At 67.5% G+C, this 18,111-nt stretch carries 16 protein-coding genes and 1 pseudogene; 10 read left to right on the forward strand and 7 right to left on the reverse strand.

Annotation, left to right across the window (positions count from 1 at the left end):
• Nucleotides 1-148: 148 nt before the first annotated feature.
• Entirely contained in the window at nucleotides 149-1,366 is a 1,218-nt protein-coding gene (locus tag MRBLMI13_RS09570; protein ID WP_367822111.1) for an MFS transporter, read from the reverse strand.
• Between the two features lie 99 nt (nucleotides 1,367-1,465).
• On the opposite strand from MRBLMI13_RS09570, the gene MRBLMI13_RS09575 reads away from it, so the two are divergent.
• From MRBLMI13_RS09575 to tyrS, 3 genes and pseudogenes are all read left to right on the forward strand, one after another.
• Nucleotides 1,466-1,771 carry an ArsR/SmtB family transcription factor gene (locus MRBLMI13_RS09575; protein WP_367822113.1) on the forward strand — a complete coding sequence of 102 codons (306 nt, stop codon included), beginning with the start codon at nucleotides 1,466-1,468 and terminating at the stop codon, nucleotides 1,769-1,771.
• A 594-nt stretch (nucleotides 1,772-2,365) separates the two neighbouring features.
• Nucleotides 2,366-3,589 (forward strand): MFS transporter, encoded by a 1,224-nt coding sequence (locus MRBLMI13_RS09580; RefSeq protein WP_367822115.1) that lies wholly within the window; start codon nucleotides 2,366-2,368, stop codon nucleotides 3,587-3,589.
• 448 nt (nucleotides 3,590-4,037) lie between these two features.
• A pseudogene (tyrS, locus tag MRBLMI13_RS09585) lies at nucleotides 4,038-5,006 on the forward strand (tyrosine--tRNA ligase); the annotation flags it as partial.
• A 42-nt stretch (nucleotides 5,007-5,048) separates the two neighbouring features.
• On the opposite strand, the gene MRBLMI13_RS09590 reads toward tyrS, so the two are convergent.
• Together MRBLMI13_RS09590 and MRBLMI13_RS09595 are read right to left on the reverse strand one after the other, a co-directional pair.
• Entirely contained in the window at nucleotides 5,049-5,807 is a 759-nt protein-coding gene (locus MRBLMI13_RS09590; protein ID WP_367822117.1) for an SDR family NAD(P)-dependent oxidoreductase, read from the reverse strand.
• A 1-nt stretch (nucleotide 5,808) separates the two neighbouring features.
• On the reverse strand, nucleotides 5,809-6,087 hold the full coding sequence (locus tag MRBLMI13_RS09595; protein WP_367823092.1) for a helix-turn-helix domain-containing protein: 279 nt from the start codon (nucleotides 6,085-6,087) through the stop codon (nucleotides 5,809-5,811).
• Nucleotides 6,088-6,166: 79 nt separating this feature from the next.
• Between MRBLMI13_RS09595 and map the strand changes: the two genes are divergently transcribed.
• Nucleotides 6,167-6,955 carry a type I methionyl aminopeptidase gene (gene map, locus MRBLMI13_RS09600; protein ID WP_367823094.1) on the forward strand — a complete coding sequence of 263 codons (789 nt, stop codon included), beginning with the start codon at nucleotides 6,167-6,169 and terminating at the stop codon, nucleotides 6,953-6,955.
• 3 nt (nucleotides 6,956-6,958) lie between these two features.
• On the opposite strand, the gene MRBLMI13_RS09605 is transcribed toward map, so the two are convergent.
• Nucleotides 6,959-8,488 (reverse strand): glycosyltransferase family 2 protein, encoded by a 1,530-nt coding sequence (locus MRBLMI13_RS09605; protein WP_367822119.1) that lies wholly within the window; start codon nucleotides 8,486-8,488, stop codon nucleotides 6,959-6,961.
• A gap of 241 nt (nucleotides 8,489-8,729) precedes the next feature.
• On the opposite strand from MRBLMI13_RS09605, the gene MRBLMI13_RS09610 reads away from it, so the two are divergent.
• The 3 genes from MRBLMI13_RS09610 to MRBLMI13_RS09620 are packed head-to-tail and all read left to right on the forward strand — an operon-like array spanning nucleotide 8,730 to nucleotide 13,087.
• Nucleotides 8,730-9,317: a PadR family transcriptional regulator gene (locus MRBLMI13_RS09610; protein ID WP_042540719.1), complete on the forward strand. Its 588-nt coding sequence runs from the start codon at nucleotides 8,730-8,732 to the stop codon at nucleotides 9,315-9,317.
• Between the two features lie 24 nt (nucleotides 9,318-9,341).
• Nucleotides 9,342-11,033, forward strand: coding sequence for an ABC1 kinase family protein (locus tag MRBLMI13_RS09615; protein ID WP_079112039.1), 1,692 nt, complete (start codon nucleotides 9,342-9,344; stop codon nucleotides 11,031-11,033).
• Between the two features lie 29 nt (nucleotides 11,034-11,062).
• Nucleotides 11,063-13,087, forward strand: a complete 2,025-nt coding sequence (locus MRBLMI13_RS09620; RefSeq protein WP_367825002.1) for a BCCT family transporter — start codon at nucleotides 11,063-11,065, stop codon at nucleotides 13,085-13,087.
• A 214-nt stretch (nucleotides 13,088-13,301) separates the two neighbouring features.
• On the opposite strand, the gene MRBLMI13_RS09625 is transcribed toward MRBLMI13_RS09620, so the two are convergent.
• A complete protein-coding gene (locus tag MRBLMI13_RS09625; RefSeq protein ID WP_367822124.1) occupies nucleotides 13,302-14,936 on the reverse strand; it encodes an SDR family oxidoreductase in 1,635 nt (544 codons plus the stop codon).
• 90 nt (nucleotides 14,937-15,026) lie between these two features.
• Here MRBLMI13_RS09625 and MRBLMI13_RS09630 point away from each other — a divergent pair, with 90 nt between their 5' ends.
• The 3 genes from MRBLMI13_RS09630 to MRBLMI13_RS09640 all read left to right on the forward strand — a co-directional run bounded on the left by MRBLMI13_RS09630 (nucleotide 15,027) and on the right by MRBLMI13_RS09640 (nucleotide 17,183).
• Entirely contained in the window at nucleotides 15,027-15,275 is a 249-nt protein-coding gene (locus MRBLMI13_RS09630) for a hypothetical protein (RefSeq protein WP_309693057.1), read from the forward strand.
• A 56-nt stretch (nucleotides 15,276-15,331) separates the two neighbouring features.
• The gene (locus MRBLMI13_RS09635) at nucleotides 15,332-15,505 is read left to right on the forward strand and encodes a CsbD family protein (protein ID WP_079112043.1); all 174 of its coding nucleotides are present in this window, start codon (nucleotides 15,332-15,334) and stop codon (nucleotides 15,503-15,505) included.
• A 100-nt stretch (nucleotides 15,506-15,605) separates the two neighbouring features.
• A complete protein-coding gene (locus MRBLMI13_RS09640) occupies nucleotides 15,606-17,183 on the forward strand; it encodes an MFS transporter (protein ID WP_367822127.1) in 1,578 nt (525 codons plus the stop codon).
• Nucleotides 17,184-17,228: 45 nt separating this feature from the next.
• On the opposite strand, the gene MRBLMI13_RS09645 is transcribed toward MRBLMI13_RS09640, so the two are convergent.
• Complete coding sequence (locus MRBLMI13_RS09645; RefSeq protein WP_056375338.1) at nucleotides 17,229-17,786, reverse strand: MarR family winged helix-turn-helix transcriptional regulator; 558 nt, start codon at nucleotides 17,784-17,786, stop codon at nucleotides 17,229-17,231.
• On the reverse strand, nucleotides 17,786-18,043 hold the full coding sequence (locus MRBLMI13_RS09650) for a hypothetical protein (protein WP_042537280.1): 258 nt from the start codon (nucleotides 18,041-18,043) through the stop codon (nucleotides 17,786-17,788). The genes MRBLMI13_RS09645 and MRBLMI13_RS09650 overlap by 1 nt, the downstream gene beginning before the upstream one ends.
• Between the last annotated feature and the right edge of the window lie 68 nt (nucleotides 18,044-18,111).

Here is an 18,111-nt window from a genome sequence, read left to right on the forward strand (position 1 = left end):
AGGAGATCCGCCCTTCGGGAGGAGGGATTCGCGCGAAGTCTCCTCCCCAGGCGCAGTTCTCCTCCCGAAGAGGTGAGCACCTTGTGATGCGGGTCCTTTCGCTGCGCGCCCCGATGGGGCCTCACGAAGGGTGAGGGCCCGCGCCCGCCTACTCCGCGCGGCGTACCCGCAGCACGAGAGCCACCACTGCGAGCACGATGACCACGACGCCGTATCCCACGCACACCGCGCCGAGCCCGAACACGCCGACCAGGGTTCCGGCGACGACGGCCGGCACGCCGAATGCGAGGTACGCGAGCAGGTAGATCACGGCGAAAGTGTCGGCGCGGTCGGTGGCGGGGATGCGCGGTGCGAGTGAGGCGACGACTCCGGAGAACGCGGTGCCGAAGCCCATGCCGGTCACAGCCGTCGCGGCGAGGTAGAAGGGGAGCGACTCGACGCCGAGGGCGATGAGCGACAGTGCGGTGCCGGTCGCGAGAGCCGCGGTGCCGAAGATCACAGAGGTGCGCGGTCGGCGATTGCGGAACACGAATGCGGTGATCGCGCCGATGCCCGCCAGCATCGCGACGGCGAGGCCCTGCCAGACGTGCGCTTCGCCGCCGAGCTCGGTGCGCACGATGTTGGCGCCGAGCGAGAGGAAGAGCCCGCCCGTCGCCCACCCGGCGATGATCGCCGGTGCGCCCCGCCAGAAGTCCGAGCGGATGCCGGCGGGCACCGACAGCCGGAAACTCAGCGACCCCCACGCCCCAGGATGCAGCGGTGCAGTCTCGGGTGCGAGGAAGAACAGTGCGGCGAGCACGAGGTAGATGACGGTGAGCGGTGCGAAGACGTCGAGCAGCGGTTGGCCGGTCACGTCGAGTGCGATGCCCGAGACGAGCGCGCCGAGCGCCAGGCCGATTCCGGGGCTGAGGGCGTTCCAGAGGGCGGCGACCCTCGAGCGTCCGCCGGGTGCGAGATCCAGGGCAGCGGCCGAGAGTGCTGCGATGAGCACACCGCTCGCGGCACCCTGCAGGATGCGCGCGAGCATCAGAGTCGCGACCGAGTCGGCATGCCAGAAGAGCAGCATGCTGCCGGCGAGCAGCAGGAGCCCGCCGATCGCGACGGGACGGCGTCCGATGTGATCGGAGAGGGAGCCGGCCGAGAGCAGCGCGAGCAGCAGTGCGACCGCGTAGACGGCGAAGACCGCGCTGATGACGATCGCGTCGAATCCGATCTCGGCGGCGAGCACCGGATAGAACGGCGAGGGAGCGCTCGCGCCGGTCATCATCGCGATCTGCGTCACGATCGCCAGCGCGAATCCGAACCGCGGGCGGCGGATGGCGGATGTTGACCCCGGGTTCGTGGTGATCGGTGCCGTGGTGGTCATGCGTGCTCCCGCGGGGTTGGTCTCGAGTCCTGAGTTCGAGAATCATCGAACTATCGGAGCGTACTCGCGTTCCACGGATTGTTCAACTATTCTCGAACCATGCCAGGCGAACTCCCGCACCCGGATCGCTCCGAGATCCAGCTCACCGACGTGCTCTTCGCGCTCAGTGACCCCGAGCGCCTGGCGATCGCCCGGCAGCTCGCCGACGGCCCGCTCGACATGGCCGCGTGCCACGTGACCGATCCGAACCTCCCCAAGTCGACCAAGTCGCACTTCATGAAGGTGCTGCGTGAGGCGGGTGTGATCCGCAACGAGGCCAACGGCCGACGACGGCTGCTGACGCTGCGGCGCGACGATCTCGACGCGCTGTTCCCTGGGCTGCTCGAGTCCGTTCTCCGGGCCTGAAACCGAGGCGGTCGTAGGCGCTCCTCGGGCATTCTTATGCCCGAGGAGTGAGCCGGTGCGCCGATCGCAGACATTGTCGCGCCTTCGCGAATCCGTCGGCACTCATCAGAAATTCCACGTCGGTGCATTATTCCCAAATGTCGGCATATTCGCATATTGGAATCGTTTCCTCATTGTTGCGCTGATCGGCCTGGCCCCCCAATTGCATATTGCATCTAATGAATTTCTCCTTTTACGGTATTGAGAACCGCATGGCGCGGGGAATGCGAAAACAAAGGAGTAGCAATGCCGTTCGGTTCGTCGAAGGAGAAGGAAATGGACTCGTCCATCTGCTTGGGCACCCATCGCAGGTCTCGCGCGGAAACGGTGGCTCTCGCAGGACCCTGGATCGTCTGAGTCCCTCACCCTTTCGCAGGACACCGTCACCTTCGAGACCGCCTCGTCTGCGACGACGAACAACTTCGTGGAGATCTCCACATACGAGTGGCCGATCCGCAGTAGCTACCTCTCCGGACAGGTGCACGACACCCTGCACGCAATCTGCGGAACCGGCGTCAGATCGAAGATCCAGTGGTTCCAAGAAAGAGAACAAGCGTGAGCGACACGACCACGACCACTCGTGCCTTCAGGCCGGCGTACTTCTGGATAGCCCAGGTGTGCAGCTGGGCCGGCACGAGCCTCCAAGCCGCCATCGTTCCGCTGTGGCTTTTCGCGATGACCGGTTCCACGCAGTTGGCTCTCGGTGGCTTCGTCGCAGATGCTTTGAGTCGTGCGATCTTCGGCCCTCTCGTCGGTGGCTTCGTCGCCCGGTTGTCCGCTCGTCGGGCGCTGATCGTGGCCGATTCGGTTGGTGCGTGTGTCGCGCTGTCCGTGGCTGTCTTCGTGACAGGCCCGGAGCGAGCGCCGATCGTCTACGTCGCCGTGCCTTTCCTGTCTCTGGTCGTCTTGATGAATCAGATCGCCTTCCAATCCCTGCTGCCGCAACTCGTGGACGCCGAGCGCTTGAGCACAGTGAACGGCCGATATCAAGCTGCGCTGTCACTGCTGAGCGTCGTCACGCCGGCCGCCGGCGCCCTGGCGGCGGCAACAGTCGATGGGAGGTGGCTGGTGGCGGCAAACGGCGTGTCGTTCTTGTTGTCGCTGGTTCTCACCGTGATCGCTCTGCCGCGCAGCGTGTCCGCTGGCAATGCAGGCCCCGCCGCAGCAGGTCATCCATTGGCCGATCTGGCGGCGAACGCCCGGAGAGCGATGACCGGGACGGCGGGTCGCTACATCCTGATCGAAGCTGCGCTCTTCGCGGCGTTCGGAGGGTCTCAGTCGCTCCTGTTCGGATTCGCCCTGGAGAGCGGCCAGGAGGAAGGCAGCGTCGCCTTGGCGGCGCTGCTCCTGGCTTCAGGGGTCGGGATGATCCTGGGGGGATTGGCCTTGCAGAGGCTGGGCGATTCTCCCCGTCTCAATCTGTTGCTCGTCGGGCTCCTGTCCGGACTCGGTCCCGCACTTGTCGTCGTCGGCGGCATCTCCGGCGCGCTGTGGCTCGGAGCTCTCGGTGCCGGACTCATCGGTGCCAGCGGGAATCTCCTGATCGGCGGGATCACCATCGTCGTGCAGAAGTCGACGACAGACGCCGATCGTCCGACGACCCTCGGCTTCCGGAAGGGCATCAGCGGCCTGAGCCAACTGCTGAGCTACCTCTGGACGCTCGGCCTGGCGTCGATCCTCGGGTTCTCCGTCGTCTACCCGCTGGCTGGTGCGCTGGCATGCATCGCGGTGTTCACGGGTGTGGCTCTGATCTCGAGACGAGCGATCGATGCCGGTTGAGATCAGCGAGCGCCTGGCCGACAACGGAGGGCGTCTCATCAGTGCGCCGATGCGCGGTACGCCCAGTTTCGCGATCTTCGTCTCATTGCGCGTCGGATCCAGAGATGACCCGCACGAGACCAACGGCATCGCTCACCTGTGGGCGATTGCTGCTCGGGGTGAGCGATCCACGGGGGATGCTCTTGTTTCTGCTTCGACGCGCCTGTACCGACGGCGCCTGGGAAGATCCCTGGACAGTCGGTGAGTCTCTGATGAAGGTAACCCGGGCCAATGTGCTCGAGGTGCTCGAGCAACTCCTGCAGCAGCCGCCCACCGTCTTCCTCGTCGGTGATGAGCTACCCCCTGGGGTCGTCTCTGTGTCCGATGCAGGACGGGCGAGTCGAGGTCGTGTCGGGGCTCCATCGCTCGGGGTGACCGTCGCGTGAACAAGAGAGGCAGTGCTGAATCGATGGCGGGTGAGGGGCGTGAGCCCGAGAACGTCTGGGATGAGCTGGTCTGGCGAGGTCTGATCCAGGTGTCCACCGATCGGGAGGAACTGAGGGCTCTGCTCGCGGGGCCGCCGGTCGTGTACTACTGCGGGTTCGATCCGACGGCGCCGAGCTTGCATCTCGGGCACCTCGTGCAGCTGCTCACGATGCGGCGGCTACAGCTCGCTGGACACCGACCTGTGGGACTGGTCGGCGGTTCTACGGGGCTCATCGGAGATCCTCGCCCGACGGCTGAGCGCACTCTGCACTCTCGGGCGACGGTGGCGGAGTGGGTGGACAAGCTGAAATCGCAGCTTGAGCGCTACCTGAGTTTCGAGGGCGACAACTCCGCCCGCATCGTTGACAACCTCGCCTGGACAGCCCCGCTGTCTGCGCTCGACTACCTTCGTGAGATCGGCACGCACTATCGCGTGGGGACGATGGTGAAGAAGGACGCAGTGAGTTCTCGCCTGGCATCCGCCGAGGGAATCAGCTACACGGAGTTCAGCTATCAGATCCTGCAGGGTCTGGACTTCCTCGAGCTCCATCGGCAGCTCGGGTGCGTCCTGCAGACCGGTGGTGCGGACCAATGGGGCAACCTCATGAGCGGCACGGCTCTCATCCGTCGGGTCGAGGGGAAGTCGGTGCACGCCTTCGGCACACCGCTGATCACGAACAGCGATGGCACGAAGTTCGGCAAGAGCGAGGGCAATGCGATCTGGTTGGACGCTGACATGTGCAGCCCGTATTCGTTCTATCGGTTCTGGCTCGATACGGATGACTCCGACGTGATCGCGCGTCTCAAGATCTTCACATTCCTCAGTCGACCGGAGATCGAGGAGTACGAGGCTGCGGTCGCGACGGATGCACCCGACCGAGCCGCTCAGAGACGTCTCGCGCTCGAGGTGACCACCCAGGTTCACGGGTCGGCGGCGACGGAGACGGCGATTCGACGCGTCCACGACAGTTCTCGCTAGGAGAGAGCGGCGAGCTCAGCGGAAGTACGACGCCCCGTTGAGGTCGAGCACGGTGCCCGAAGCCCACACCGCCGAGGAAGACGTGAGGTAGGCGACGGCATCCGCCACCTCTTCGGGGGTGCCGACGCGACCGAACGGGCTCTGCCCGCGGATGCTGTCGCCCTGCTCGCTCTCGAGCTTCGCCGACTGTCGCTCGGTCGCCACCATGCCGGGAGCGACGGAGGTCACCGAGATGCCATGCGGGGCGAGAACGAGGGCCATCGACTGGCCGAACGCCTGCAGCCCCGCCTTCGTCGCGGCGTATGCGGGGTGGTCGGCTTCACCGCGGAACGCTCCACGCGACCCGACGTTGACGATCGCCCCGCCGGATCCGCGCTCGATCATGTGCTGCGCGACGAGCATCGTCACGTTCGACGCCCCGAGCAGGTTGACCGACACCATCGCAGACCAGGCGGCCTGCCACTCGGCATACGACGCCGAGTCGACGCGATGCGCGTTGGCAACGCTCGGCGCGACCGCGGCGTTGTTCACGAGGATGTCGAGCGAACCCAGGGCGGCGACGGCCTCCTCGGCCACGCGCTGCGCCTCGACCGGATCCCCGAGGTCGCCGCCGATGACCGCGTGACCCGATCCCTCGAGCGATGCGAGGGTCTGCTCTGCGGCATCCCGATCGCGGCCGTAGTGCACGACGACACGGTCGCCTCGGCGGGCGAACGCCTGAGCGACCGCGCGACCGATGCCTCGCGAGCTGCCCGTGATCAGCGCATGCGCCATCTCAGGACGCGACCTGCGCGTGACCGATCGCGTGCACCGGCGGCTCGATCTCGGCCCAGACCGAATCGAGTGAGAGGTGCAGCACACCGGCGATCGCCGCGATGGTCGAGAAGGCGGGAGTCGCGACCCGACCCGACTCGATCTTGCGCAGAGTCTCGGGGGAGACACCCGCGTCGAGGGCGACGCTCAGCATCGACCGCTCGCCGCGCGCTCGCCGCAGCAGGGCGCCGAGACGCTCTCCGCGTTCGACCTCGGCGGGAGTCAGTGGCATGCGAACCATCATGTGCCCATTCTAATACCGGGATAGTATTACCGGGATAGTTATTGGAATGACCACGACGCCGAATGCGGAGGCCACAATGATCGAGATCCTCAACGACGACCAGCTCGCCCGGGCGAGGGATGCCGGCGCGCTCGTCGGCAGCATCCTGCAGTCGCTGAAGCAGCGCACGACGGTCGGCGTGAACCTGCTCGATCTCGACCGCTGGACGAAGCAGATGATCGAGGATGCCGGCGCAGTGTCCTGCTACGTCGACTACGCCCCGTCGTTCGGCCGCGGGCCCTTCGGACACTACGTCTGCACCGCGGTGAACGACGCGGTGCTGCACGGGATGCCGCACGACTACGCGCTCGCGGACGGCGACCTGCTCACCCTCGATCTCGCGGTCACTCTGCACGGGATCTCGGCGGATGCCGCCATCAGCTTCGTGGTCGGCGACAGTGACGGACCCTCCGACGACGCCGCATCCGCCGATCTGGCGATGATCGACGCGACCGAACGGGCGCTCGCCGCGGCCATCGCCGTCGCCCGCCCGGGCGCCCGCATCGGCGACCTCTCGCACGCGATCGGCTCGGTGCTCAGCGATGCCGGCTACCCGATCAACCTCGAGTTCGGGGGCCATGGCATCGGCTCGACGATGCACCAGGACCCGCACGTCGCGAACGCTGGGCGCCCCGGTCGTGGCTACACGCTGCGCCCTGGTCTGCTGCTCGCGCTCGAACCGTGGGTCATGGCCGACACCGACGTGCTGGTGACCGACGCCGACGGCTGGACCCTCCGCAGCGCCACCGGCTGCCGCACGGCCCACACCGAGCACACGATCGCGATCACCGAGACCGGAGCCGAGATCCTCACGCTCCCGCGCTGACCGTCACTTCTTGCGCGACCCGCTCCGCACGCGGCGCACCGCACGGCCGGCCAGGTCCTTGAGGCGCCCTCCGGGCCATTGCCGGCGCAGCTCGACAGAACCGCCGCGCCCGACGACCGGCGTGCACGTGCGACCCGCGAGCAGCGGCGAGTGCCCCGCGTCCGCGAGGGTCTCGGCATCCGCGGTGAGGGGCACGTCGAACGTCCACCCCGCCCGCCTGACCGTCACGAACAGCTTCGCGCCGCGTGACTCGTCGGCAGGCCCGAACACCTTCAGCGGATCGATCGCGACCGAGATCGCACCGAGGCTGCGCGGATGCACGGAGGCGATGCGACGCTCGACCCCTGCAGCCTTGTCGCGCAGCACCAGCTCGACGTGATCGTTCTGCAGCTCGCGCCCTGCTTCGAGCAGAGCGGTCGGCAGGCCGTCCATCGACACCGGCAACGAGGTCAGACGCCCCGTGCCGTGTTCGAACACGAGGGCTTCCTGTCCATCGCGGGTGACCGAGACGTCGAACGTCAGATACAGGCCGCCACCCCGCGACCACCGGGCCGACGTCACGACCGCGCGGCATTTCATCTCCATCTCGAACCGTGCGAAGCTCACCAAGTCGGCCCGCCGATCGGCGCGCAGCAGCCCTGCCCGGATGCGGTTCGGGAACGACAGGCCACCGTCGACGCCCGGTCCGAATCGGCGCTTCGCGAGCGGCCCGACCACGTCGATCAGACGGTCGCGATACTCATCCGGGTAGCCGAGGAACTTCTTGCCGGTCAGCCGCTTCAGGATCTTTCCGCGGAACCAGTGACGCAGCAGCCTGTCGCGCAGTCGCCCGGGCTCGGTGTAGCGCTCGACCAGGTCGAGCACGGCCTCGAGATGAGGGAAGTACGTCTCCGGCTCGATGCGCGACGAGCTCGCGCTGCCCGCATGCTTGACCCACGCGTAGCAGGGCTGGCTCGCGAGGATCGAGATCGTCGACGCCTCGAAGTATGCCCGCATCACGAACAGGTGATCCTCGAGCCGCACCTTGCCGTCGGGGAAGCGGATGCGGTTCTCGCGCAGGAACGAGGTGCGGAACATCTTGTGCGGCGTCAGCATCTCGAGCAGCGGATCCTCGCCGAGGCGCGCCCGGGGCACGTCCTTCCGGAAGATGCGGCTCGGCAGCCGGCGACCGATGCCGACCTCCTTGCCCACCACGACATCGGAGGAGTGCTGGTCGGCATAGTCGCAGAGGGCTTCGAGGGCGCCGTCATAGAGCCAGTCGTCCTGATCGACGAACTGGATGTACGTGCCGCGTGCGTCGTCGATGCCGTGGTTGCGCGGGGTCCCCGGCCACCCCGAATGCGCAAGGTACGCCACGCGCACGTAGTCGCGATCGCGCGCGATCTCGACCAATCGCGCGGCCGTCTCCTCGCCCGAGCCGTCGTCGCACAGCAGCACCTCGAACCGGTCGTGGTCGAGCGTCTGTCGGTCGAGGGAGTCGATGAGCTCGTCGAATGCCGCTCCCGGTCGGAACACAGGGACGACCACGCTCACCCGGATGGAAGTGGACGCAGGGGAAACGGCAGCAGAATTCGACATCGACATCAGTGAAACATCGTCGGCTGTGGAGCGCAGGGGGCTTGCTTTCAGGAGCCCGTGCGTGCAGTGCGCGTCAGCGCCCCTGGGTGTGAGCTGCGCACATCCGCCGGAGTTTCTCACGATGCCGGATTCCCACCCGACACTCAGCCTTAACGATATATCGTTGACTATCGCTCACCACTTCCGGGAGGTCATCATGAACAACGCATTCCCCTCGAACCCGTTCGGCGGATCCGGCTTCGGCTCGGGCCCCGGCGGACCCGCATCCGCGATCTTCGATGCCATGGACCAGCTCCGCAAGACGTTCGAGCAGCGCCCCAGCGGCGGCTCGCGCATGGCGAAGGGAGACGTCCGCACCGCGGTGCTGTCGCTGCTCGCCGAGAAGCCGATGCACGGCTACCAGATCATCAACGAGATCGCCGATCGCAGCGGCGGTTCGTGGAAGCCCAGCGCAGGCTCGGTCTACCCCACGCTGCAGCTGCTCGCCGACGAGGGCCTCATCGAGGCCGATGAGCAGAACGGTCGCAAGACCTACTCGCTCACCGAGGCCGGCCGTGCCGTCGCCGCCGAGCACACCGAGACCCCTGCCCCGTGGGAGTCGCAGTCGAAGGGCGAGGGCTCGCACGACAACCCCCGCTACAGCGCACTGCCGAAGGCCGGTGTCGACCTCGCGGCCGCCGCCGCAGCGGTCGGTCGCAGCGGCAGCACCGAGCAGGTGCAGCAGGCGGTCGAGATCCTCGATGAGGCCCGCCGTAGGCTGTACTCGATCCTCGCTCAGGACTGATCGCACACGACCCAGGGACGACACATGACGGATGCTGCGGCGCAGGGCGCCCATCGTGCCCGGTACCGCCGCATCCTGTCGTTCGCGGCGCGCGAGTTCATCAAGGTCTGGTGGTTCGAGCTCGTGCTGCCGCGCTTCGGCATGAGCTCGATCGCCGAGCGCACCCGCGCCCCGCGCATGCAGCGCTTCGCGAAGCGGTTCCACGTGCTCGCGGTCGAGCTCGGCGGGCTCATGATCAAGGTCGGGCAGTTCATGTCGTCGCGCCTCGACGTGCTGCCCCCTGAGATCACGAAAGAGCTCGAGGGCCTGCAGGACGAGGTTCCGGCGGTGCCGTTCACCGGCATCCGCGCGGCCGCCGAGGCCGAACTCGGGATGCCGCTGGAGCAGGCGTATGCCTGGTTCGACGAGACACCGGTTGCTGCCGCATCCCTGGGACAGGCGCACCGAGCCCGCCTGTCGGCGCAGGATGCCGTCGACACCGGACTCGCGAACGTCGTCGTCAAGGTGCAGCGTCCGGGCATCGACGAGATCGTCGCGGTCGACCTCGCGGCGCTGCGCCGCGTCGCTCGCTGGGCGATGCGCGTCAGGCTCGTCAGCGACCGCGTCGACGCCCCAGGCCTCGTCGAGGAGTTCGCCCAGACCAGCCTCGAGGAGATCGACTACCTGCACGAGGCCGCGAGCGCCGAGCGGTTCCGGGAGAACTTCGCCGGGGATGCTCGCGTCGACGCCCCCGAGATCGTCTGGGAGCGGTCGACACGTCGCGTGCTCACGCTGTCCGACGTCACGGCGATCAAGATCAACGACACCGATGCTCTGCGTGCGGCGGGCATCGATCCGTCGGAGGTCGCCGACGTGTTCGCGGAGGTCATGTTCGATCAGGTGTTCACGCACAGCTTCGTGCACGCCGACCCGCACCCCGGCAACATCTTCGTGACGCCGGAGCCGGCATCCGCCACCGGCAGGAACTTCCGCCTGACCTTCATCGACTTCGGCATGATGGCCGAGGTGCCGGACAACCTTCGCGACGGCCTGCGCACGCTGCTGATCGCGGTCGCCGGTCGCGACAGCCGCGGGCTCGTCACCGCGGCGCAGGAGATCGGCGTGCTGCTGCCGTCGGCCGACACCGCCGAGCTCGAACGGGCGCTCCGTGCGCTGTTCGCCCGCTTCGGCGGCATGGGCTTCGCCGAGCTGAGCAAGGTCGACCCCCGTGAGTTCACGGACTTCGCCGATGAGTTCGGCGACATGGTGCGCTCGCTGCCGCTGCAGCTGCCCGAGAACATGCTGCTGCTGATCCGCGCCGTGTCGCTGACCTCGGGCATGTGCTCGAGCCTCGACCCCTCGTTCAACGTGTGGGATGCCGCCGAGCCCTACGCCGCACGGCTGCTGCGCGACGAATCGGGCAACCTCATGCAGGACATGGCGCAGCAGGCCATGGAGACCGCCGCCGTCACATACCGCCTGCCCAAGCGCATCGACGCGATCATCACCCGCGTCGACGACGGCAACGTCACGTTCGACACCTCGGCCCTCGAACGCCGCCTCGACCGACTCGAAGGCATCGCGCGCCGCATCGGCTCGGGGGTGCTCTTCGCCGCGATGCTCGTCGGCGGCGCGCTGCTGGTGCCCTCGATCCCGCCGCTCGGCATCACGCTCATCTGCGTCTCGGCACTGCCGCTGCTGCACTCGGTCTTCGGCGGTCGCCGCCAGCCGCGCTGACGGGCCGACCCCGGCCGCAGAATGCCGGCATGGGAGAATTGGTTCCCATGGACACTCCGGACGACACCCCCACCTCACGGACCGACGCTCCGAAGACCAACACCGCCGCAGTCCGACAGGCTGCGAAGGCCACAGAAGCCGCCCAGAAGATCGTCCGCGACATCGCGGCCGTGCCGCCGCGCGGCGTGCACCCCGCGCTCGTGCCAGGGGTCTCGGTCGAAGAGACCGGGCGCACCTATCGCACCGATCCGCTCGTCTTCGGCATCGCCGTCGCGCTGACCGTCGCCTTCATCGCATGGGGAGTCTTCGCGGGCGACAACCTCTCGGGCACGACGTCCACCGTGCTCGCATGGGTCGTCGAGTACTTCGGCTTCTTCTTCACAACGATCGCCACGGTCATCCTCGTGTTCATGCTGTTCATCGGCTTCAGCCGCTACGGACGCATCCCCCTCGGCCGTGACGACGAAGAGCCCGAGTTCTCGATGTTCTCGTGGATCTCGATGCTCTTCGCCGCCGGCATGGGCATCGGCCTCGTCTTCTGGGGAGCCGCCGAGCCGCTCACCTTCTTCGAGAACCCGCCGCCCGGCACCGTCGAGGCCGACACTCTCGAGGCCATGCACACCGCGCAGGCCCAGGTGCTCTACCACTGGGGTCCGCAGGCGTGGGCGTTCTACGCGCTCGTCGGTGGCGCGATCGCCTACGGCGCGTTCCGCCGCGGCCGCACCCCGCTGATCTCGTCGATCTTCGCCCCGCTGCTGGGTGAGGGCCGCACCACGGGCCCGCTCGGCCGCACGATCGACATCTTCTCGATCATCGTCACGCTGTTCGGCACCGCCGCATCACTCGGCCTCGGCGCACTGCAGATCGGCCACGGCGTCGAGATCGTCAGCGGCATCGGCGAGCTCGGCAACGGCGTGCTCATCGCCGCGATCGCCGTGCTCACGGCCTGCTTCATCGCATCTGCCGTCTCGGGCGTTTCAAAGGGCATCCGCGCGCTCTCCAACATCAACGCGGTCGTCGCGCTGCTGCTCGCCTTCTTCGTATTCTTCGTCGGTCCGACGCTGCTCATCCTCAACGTCATCCCCTCCGTCGCCGTGCAGTTCCTCGGCGACCTGCCCGAGATGGTCGCCCGCTCGGCATCGCAGGGCGATGAGGCGCAGATGTTCCTGTCGAGCTGGACGATCTTCTACTGGGCGTGGTGGATCTCGTGGTCGCCGTTCGTCGGCATGTTCATCGCCAAGATCTCGCGCGGCCGCACGCTGCGCCAGTTCGTCTCGGTCGTCATCGTCGTGCCCGCCGTGATCTCGCTCGTCTGGTTCGCGATCTTCGGCACGACGGCGATCCAGCAGCAGATGAACGGCGCGAACCTCTCGGACGATCCGCCGGAGGAAGTGCTCTTCGGCGTGCTCGAGAACCTGCCGTTCCCGCTGATCACCAGCATCGTCCTGATCCTGCTCATCTCGATCTTCTTCATCACCGGAGCCGATTCGGCCTCACTCGTGATGGGCACGCTCTCGCAGCAGGGCCGCCCCGAGCCGTCTCGCTGGGTCGCCGTGGTGTGGGGAGTCCTGGTCGGCGTGATCGCCGCCGTGCTGCTCGTCACCGGCGAAGAGGGCAGCGGTCTGAAGTCGCTGCAGAACGTCACGATCATCGCCGCTCTGCCGTTCGCGGTGATCATGGCGTTCATGATGGTCGCGTTCATGAAAGACCTGCGCCGCGACCCGATGATCCTGCGCGAGCGCTATGCCCGCATGGCCGTGCGCCACAGCGTCATGGCCGGTCTCGAGGAGTACGGCGACGACTTCGCCCTCGTGCCGGTCGAGTACGACCACTCGGGAGACGACCTCGCCTGGATCGACGAGGCCGACGTCGACGACAGCCTGGCCGAGGTCTACGCGACGGCCACCGAGGCGATCGACATCATCCCCGCCGACGCAGGCACCTCTTCGGAGGCGGATGCGGGTGCCGGCGCGGATGCGGGTGCGGATGCCGGTGCTGGCCCTGGTGCGGATGCCGGTGCCGACCCTTCCGGCCTCGCCGAGCGCCCCTCCTGACCCCTCACGCCGGCCTCTGGAGCCCCATCACTTCTGTGCGTGGTCAATAAAGCATCCGAATCAGCGGTTTGCGATGCGAAATTGACCACGCACCGGATGCCGGATGCGAAATTGACCACGCACCGCCTGCCGGATGCGGAATCGACCACGAACCGGATGCCGGAGGCGCAATCGACGCCTCATGCCCGCGAAGACAGGCCGAGTCTGCGAGCGGTCAGGCCGTCGCCGGATCTCTCTCTGGCGCACCCGGCGCATCCGCAGCACCCGGCGCACCCGGAGCGATCGTCTCGACCGGCACCGCGGCGGCGGCGGTGATCTTCGCCGCCATGCCCGCGAAGATGAAGCCGTGGAACGGCAGCACGCCGAGCCAGTACAGCCGGCCGGCGAGCCCTCGGGGGAAGAACACGGCGCGCTGCTCGTAGCGCGACCCGTCGCCGTCGGGCAGCGCGCGCAGCTCGAGCCACGCATCGCCAGGAACCTTCATCTCGGCGCGCAGGCGCAGCAGTCCGCCGCTCGCGGGGGAGGAGTCGGTCTTGCGGCCGGGCTCTTCGACGGCCTCGACGCGCCAGAAGTCGATGGCGTCGCCGACCCGCGCCTCGGCCTTGCTGCGGCGTCCACGGCGAAGGCCCACGCCGCCGACGAGGCGGTCCATCCACCCGCGCACGGCCCACAGGAACTTCGACGAGTACCAGCCGTTCGAGCCGCCGATGCCGATGATCACGCGCCACAGGCCGTCGACCGGTGCGTCGGTGCGCAGCTTGCGCGTGTCGGTGAACACCGTGCGACCGGCCCAGTCGGGGTCGCTCGGCAGCGGATCGCTCGGGGCGCCCGAGACCTCGGCATCCTTCCAGCTCGTCTCGATGGTGTCCGCGGCGTCGCGACCCAGCGCGAGCGAGACCGCCGTGCGATACGGGGTCAGCCCGCCGTCCGGCTGCGGAATGAGGTCGTCGATCGCGTGGTCCTTCACGATGCACTCGTTCTGCAACGACGCGACGAGCGGGCGGGCGATCGACCGCGGAACCGGAGTCACGAGATTGACCCAGTGCGACGCGAGACCGGGGGTCAGCACCGGCAGTGCGGCGATCGCACGCTGACGGAGTCCGGCTTCGAGCGCGTATCCGTTCATCATCTGGCCGTATCGCAGCACGTCGGGTCCGCCGATGTCGACCGCGCGGTTCACGTCGTCGTCGACGCGGGCAGCGCCCAACAGGTAGTGCAGCACGTCGCGCACGGCGATCGGCTGGATGCGGTTGCGCACCCACTTCGGCGCCGGCATGTAGGGCAGCACATCGGTGAGGTGGCGGATCATCTCGAACGATGCAGACCCCGAGCCGATCACGACGCCCGCCTGCAGCACGAGCGTGGGCACGCCCGACTCGAGGAAGATCTCGCCCACGCGCACGCGGGATCGCAGGTGCGGCGACAGCTTGGCATCCTCGGGGTGCAGTCCGCCGAGGTAGACGATCCGACGCACTCCGGCCTTGGCCGCGGCATCCGCCACCGTGGTGGCCGCTCGTTCGTCGCTCTCTTCGAACCCCTTGCCCGCGGTCATCGAGTGGATCAGGTAGTAGACCACGTCGACATCCTTCATGGCCTCGGCGACGGCTTCGGCGTCGTCGGCCGATCCCTCGACGATCTCGCAGTCGGGACCCCAGGGGAAGGATGCCGCACGCGCGGCGTCACGGGCCAGTGCGCGCACCCGGTATCCGGCGTTCAGCAGTCGCGGGGTCAGCCGCCCGCCGATGTATCCGGTGGCGCCGAGCACCAGCGCGCGAGGTGCCGATCCGTCGTCGCGGGGGAGGGCGCGCAGGGCCTCTTCGTGCCCGGTGGGCTGCGTGAGCTCGGTCATGACTCGAGCGTAGGCGCGAATCCTGAAGTTTTCACTAGGCTGGCGAATCACTAGTTCATCTAGTAATCTTTTCACCGAGGAAGGGGAATCATGTCGACAGCAGCGCAGTACCGCACACGCCGCGATCTCCGATCGCGCCGTCTCGTTCCGATCGACTCCGTCGACGTCGCTCCGCTCTCGGCCCGCGCGGCCGTCGGCCGTTCGACGGGGATCCGACGCGTCCCGGTGGCCCCTGCGCGACCGCCCCTCTGGAAGTCCGCCGGAGTCGCCGGCCTCATCGCGGTCATCGCCGCGGCAACCCTGCCGCTGGCGGCCTCCGCGCTCGACATCCCCCTGTGAGACGACATCACAGCACCCCGACCGCAGACCACCGCTGGTAAGAGAAAGGAGCCCCCATGGGACTCGATGACAAGATCAAGAACACCGCGCAGGACCTCGCCGGCAAGGCGAAGGAAGCCGTAGGCAAGGTGACCGACAACGAGAAGCTCGAGGCGGAGGGCCGCGCCGACCAGGCGAAGGCCAACGTCAAGCAGGCTGGCGAGAACGTCAAGGACGCTTTCAACAACTGACAACAGTGACACAAGGCGGGGAGGCGGCGTATGCCGCCTCCCCGCCTTGTGTGCGGCCTGTCGTACGACGCGGATGCCGCAAGAGAAGGAAGATGGCACGATGTCCGATCCCCTGAAGAGCACCCCCCTGAGCCTGTGGCAGCGACTGATCCGTCGCCTGCGGCCGGTGACGGACGAACCGCGACGACTCACGGTCGACGATGTCACCGTGGTCGACCGCCCGATGCTGCGCCGCGCCGTCGCCGGCACCGTGGTCGGCAACCTCATGGAGTGGTACGACATCGGCGTCTACGGCTATCTCGCCGTGATCATCGGACGCGCGTTCCTGCCGGATGCGTCCGCCGGAGCGCAGTCGCTGTTCTCACTCGGCGTGTTCGCCGTGACCTTCGTCGCCCGTCCGCTCGGCGGCGTCGTGCTCGGCCAGCTCGGTGATCGTCTCGGCCGCCAGCGCGTGCTGGCCTTCACGCTGATCATGATGGCGGCGGCGACGTTCCTCATCGGCGTGCTGCCCGACTTCTCGGTGATCGGCATCTGGGCGCCGATCCTGCTCATCGTGCTCAAGCTCGCACAGGGCTTCTCGACCGGTGGAGAGTATGCCGGTGCCACGACGTTCATCACCGAGTACGCACCCGACAAGAGTCGCGGCTTCTATGCGTCGCTGCTCGATCTCGGGTCGTACATGGGCTTCGCGATCGGTGCCGCGTTCGTGTCGATCCTGCAGCTGACGCTCTCGGCGGAGACGATGCAGGGCTTCGCCTGGCGCATCCCGTTCCTCGTCGCGCTGCCGCTCGGACTCATCGCGATCTACTTCCGTCTCAAGATCGAGGACACCCCGGCGTTCCAGGAGGCGCAGGACGCGGCGAAGCGCGCGGCTGACGACGCTCAGGCCTCGCCGGATGCGCCGAAGGGCGTCATCGCGCTGATCCGCGCGTACTGGCGCGAGCTGCTCACGGCGTTCGTGCTCGTGGCCGCCGCCAACACCGTCGGGTACGCGCTCACGTCGTACATGCCGACCTACCTCACCGGCACTCTGGGCTACGACGAGGTGCACGGCACTCTGCTCACCCTGCCCGTGCTCGTGGCGATGGCGCTCTGCATTCCGCTCACCGGCAAGCTGTCCGACCGCATCGGGCGCAAGAGGGTGCTGTTCATCGGCTCGATCTCGGCGATCGTGCTCGCGGTGCCGTCGTTCCTGTTCATGATGCACGGCGAGATCTGGTCGACGCTGCTCGGGCTCGTGCTGCTGGCCTTCCCGGTGACCTTCTACGTGGCGAACCTCGCGTCGTCGCTGCCCGCGCTCTTCCCCACGTCGTCGCGCTACGGCGGTATGGGCATCTCGTACAACCTCGCCGTCGCGCTCTTCGCAGGCACCGCGCCCGTGGTGATGGAGGCGCTCGTGCAGCTCACCGGCTCGTCGCTGGCACCGGCCTTCTACGTGATCGGCACATCGGTCGCCGGCTTCATCGCCGTGATCGTGCTCAAGGAGTCGGCGCGCCGACCGCTGCCCGGCGCGATGCCGAGCGTGCAGACGATCGAGGAGGCCGTCGAGCTGGTCGAGACGCAAGAGGAGAATCCCGATCTCGATCTCGATGAGCTCTTCCCCGAGCGGGTGGCGGTCGCAGCGGATGCCGAGGGAGAGGCGAACGCTCAGCCGAAGGGCGACGTCGACAGGGCCTGATCGGAGCGTCGGGGGGCCGGCCGATCGTCGGCCGGCTCTCGGCGATCACTCGCCGGAGGACTCGGATTCCTCATGCGAGCGGATGACCTCGCGCAGTTCCTGGTCGAGATCGGACGCCTCTTCGATGGCCGAGGTCATGCCGGCGAGGAACCGCGTGACCACGGCGCGCTCCTTGTCGCTCATCTCGTCGACCAGTGCCAGCATCCGCCTGTGCATCGCACCGAGGGTCTCGCGAACCTCGTCGTCGCTGCTGACCGTCGGCACCACGATTCCGGCACGTCGATCGGTCGGGTGCGGCTCTCGCCTCGCGTGCCCGCCCTTCTCGAGGCGGTCGATGAGCGTCGTCGTCGATGCGGTGGAGATGTCGAGCATGCGGGCGATGTCGATGGCTCGCACGATGCGGCCGGCCCGCTGCTCGCGCAGCAGGAAACGCAGGGCGACGAGGTCGGTCTCGTTCATCTTCATCGAGATGCGGGTGCGTTCCCGCATCGCGGTCTCGGCCGCGCGGTAGCGACGCAGCAGGTTCAGGACGTCGACGGTGCTGGCGCTGTCGGCCTCGGGATACCAGTAGCCGGAACGGCTGAACTCCTCAGAGCGCTCCATCACGCCACCTCGCCATCATCGCTCAGGCTTTCTTCACTTCCACGGGGTTCCGCCTCGCGTGCGAGCATCTCGGCCGCGCCGGACTCGACCTCGGCCGGCACGATCCGGAGTATCCCGCCGGTGATCGCGTCGTGTTCGGCGGTGACGATCTGATCGATCCGCCACGCAGGCACGGAGGGAAAGTCCGCGCGCAGACGGTCGATCATGTCGGCGTACATGATGTACCCGGCATCCTCGAGTGCGAATCGCTCGACCATGAGGCCCCTTTCCCAGAATCCCATCATCTCACTTCATCAGAGTGGCTGGTCGCATTGGATTTCGCTAG

Source organism: Microbacterium sp. LMI13-1-1.1 (assembly GCF_040815625.1).
Classification (GTDB): domain Bacteria; phylum Actinomycetota; class Actinomycetes; order Actinomycetales; family Microbacteriaceae; genus Microbacterium; species Microbacterium forte.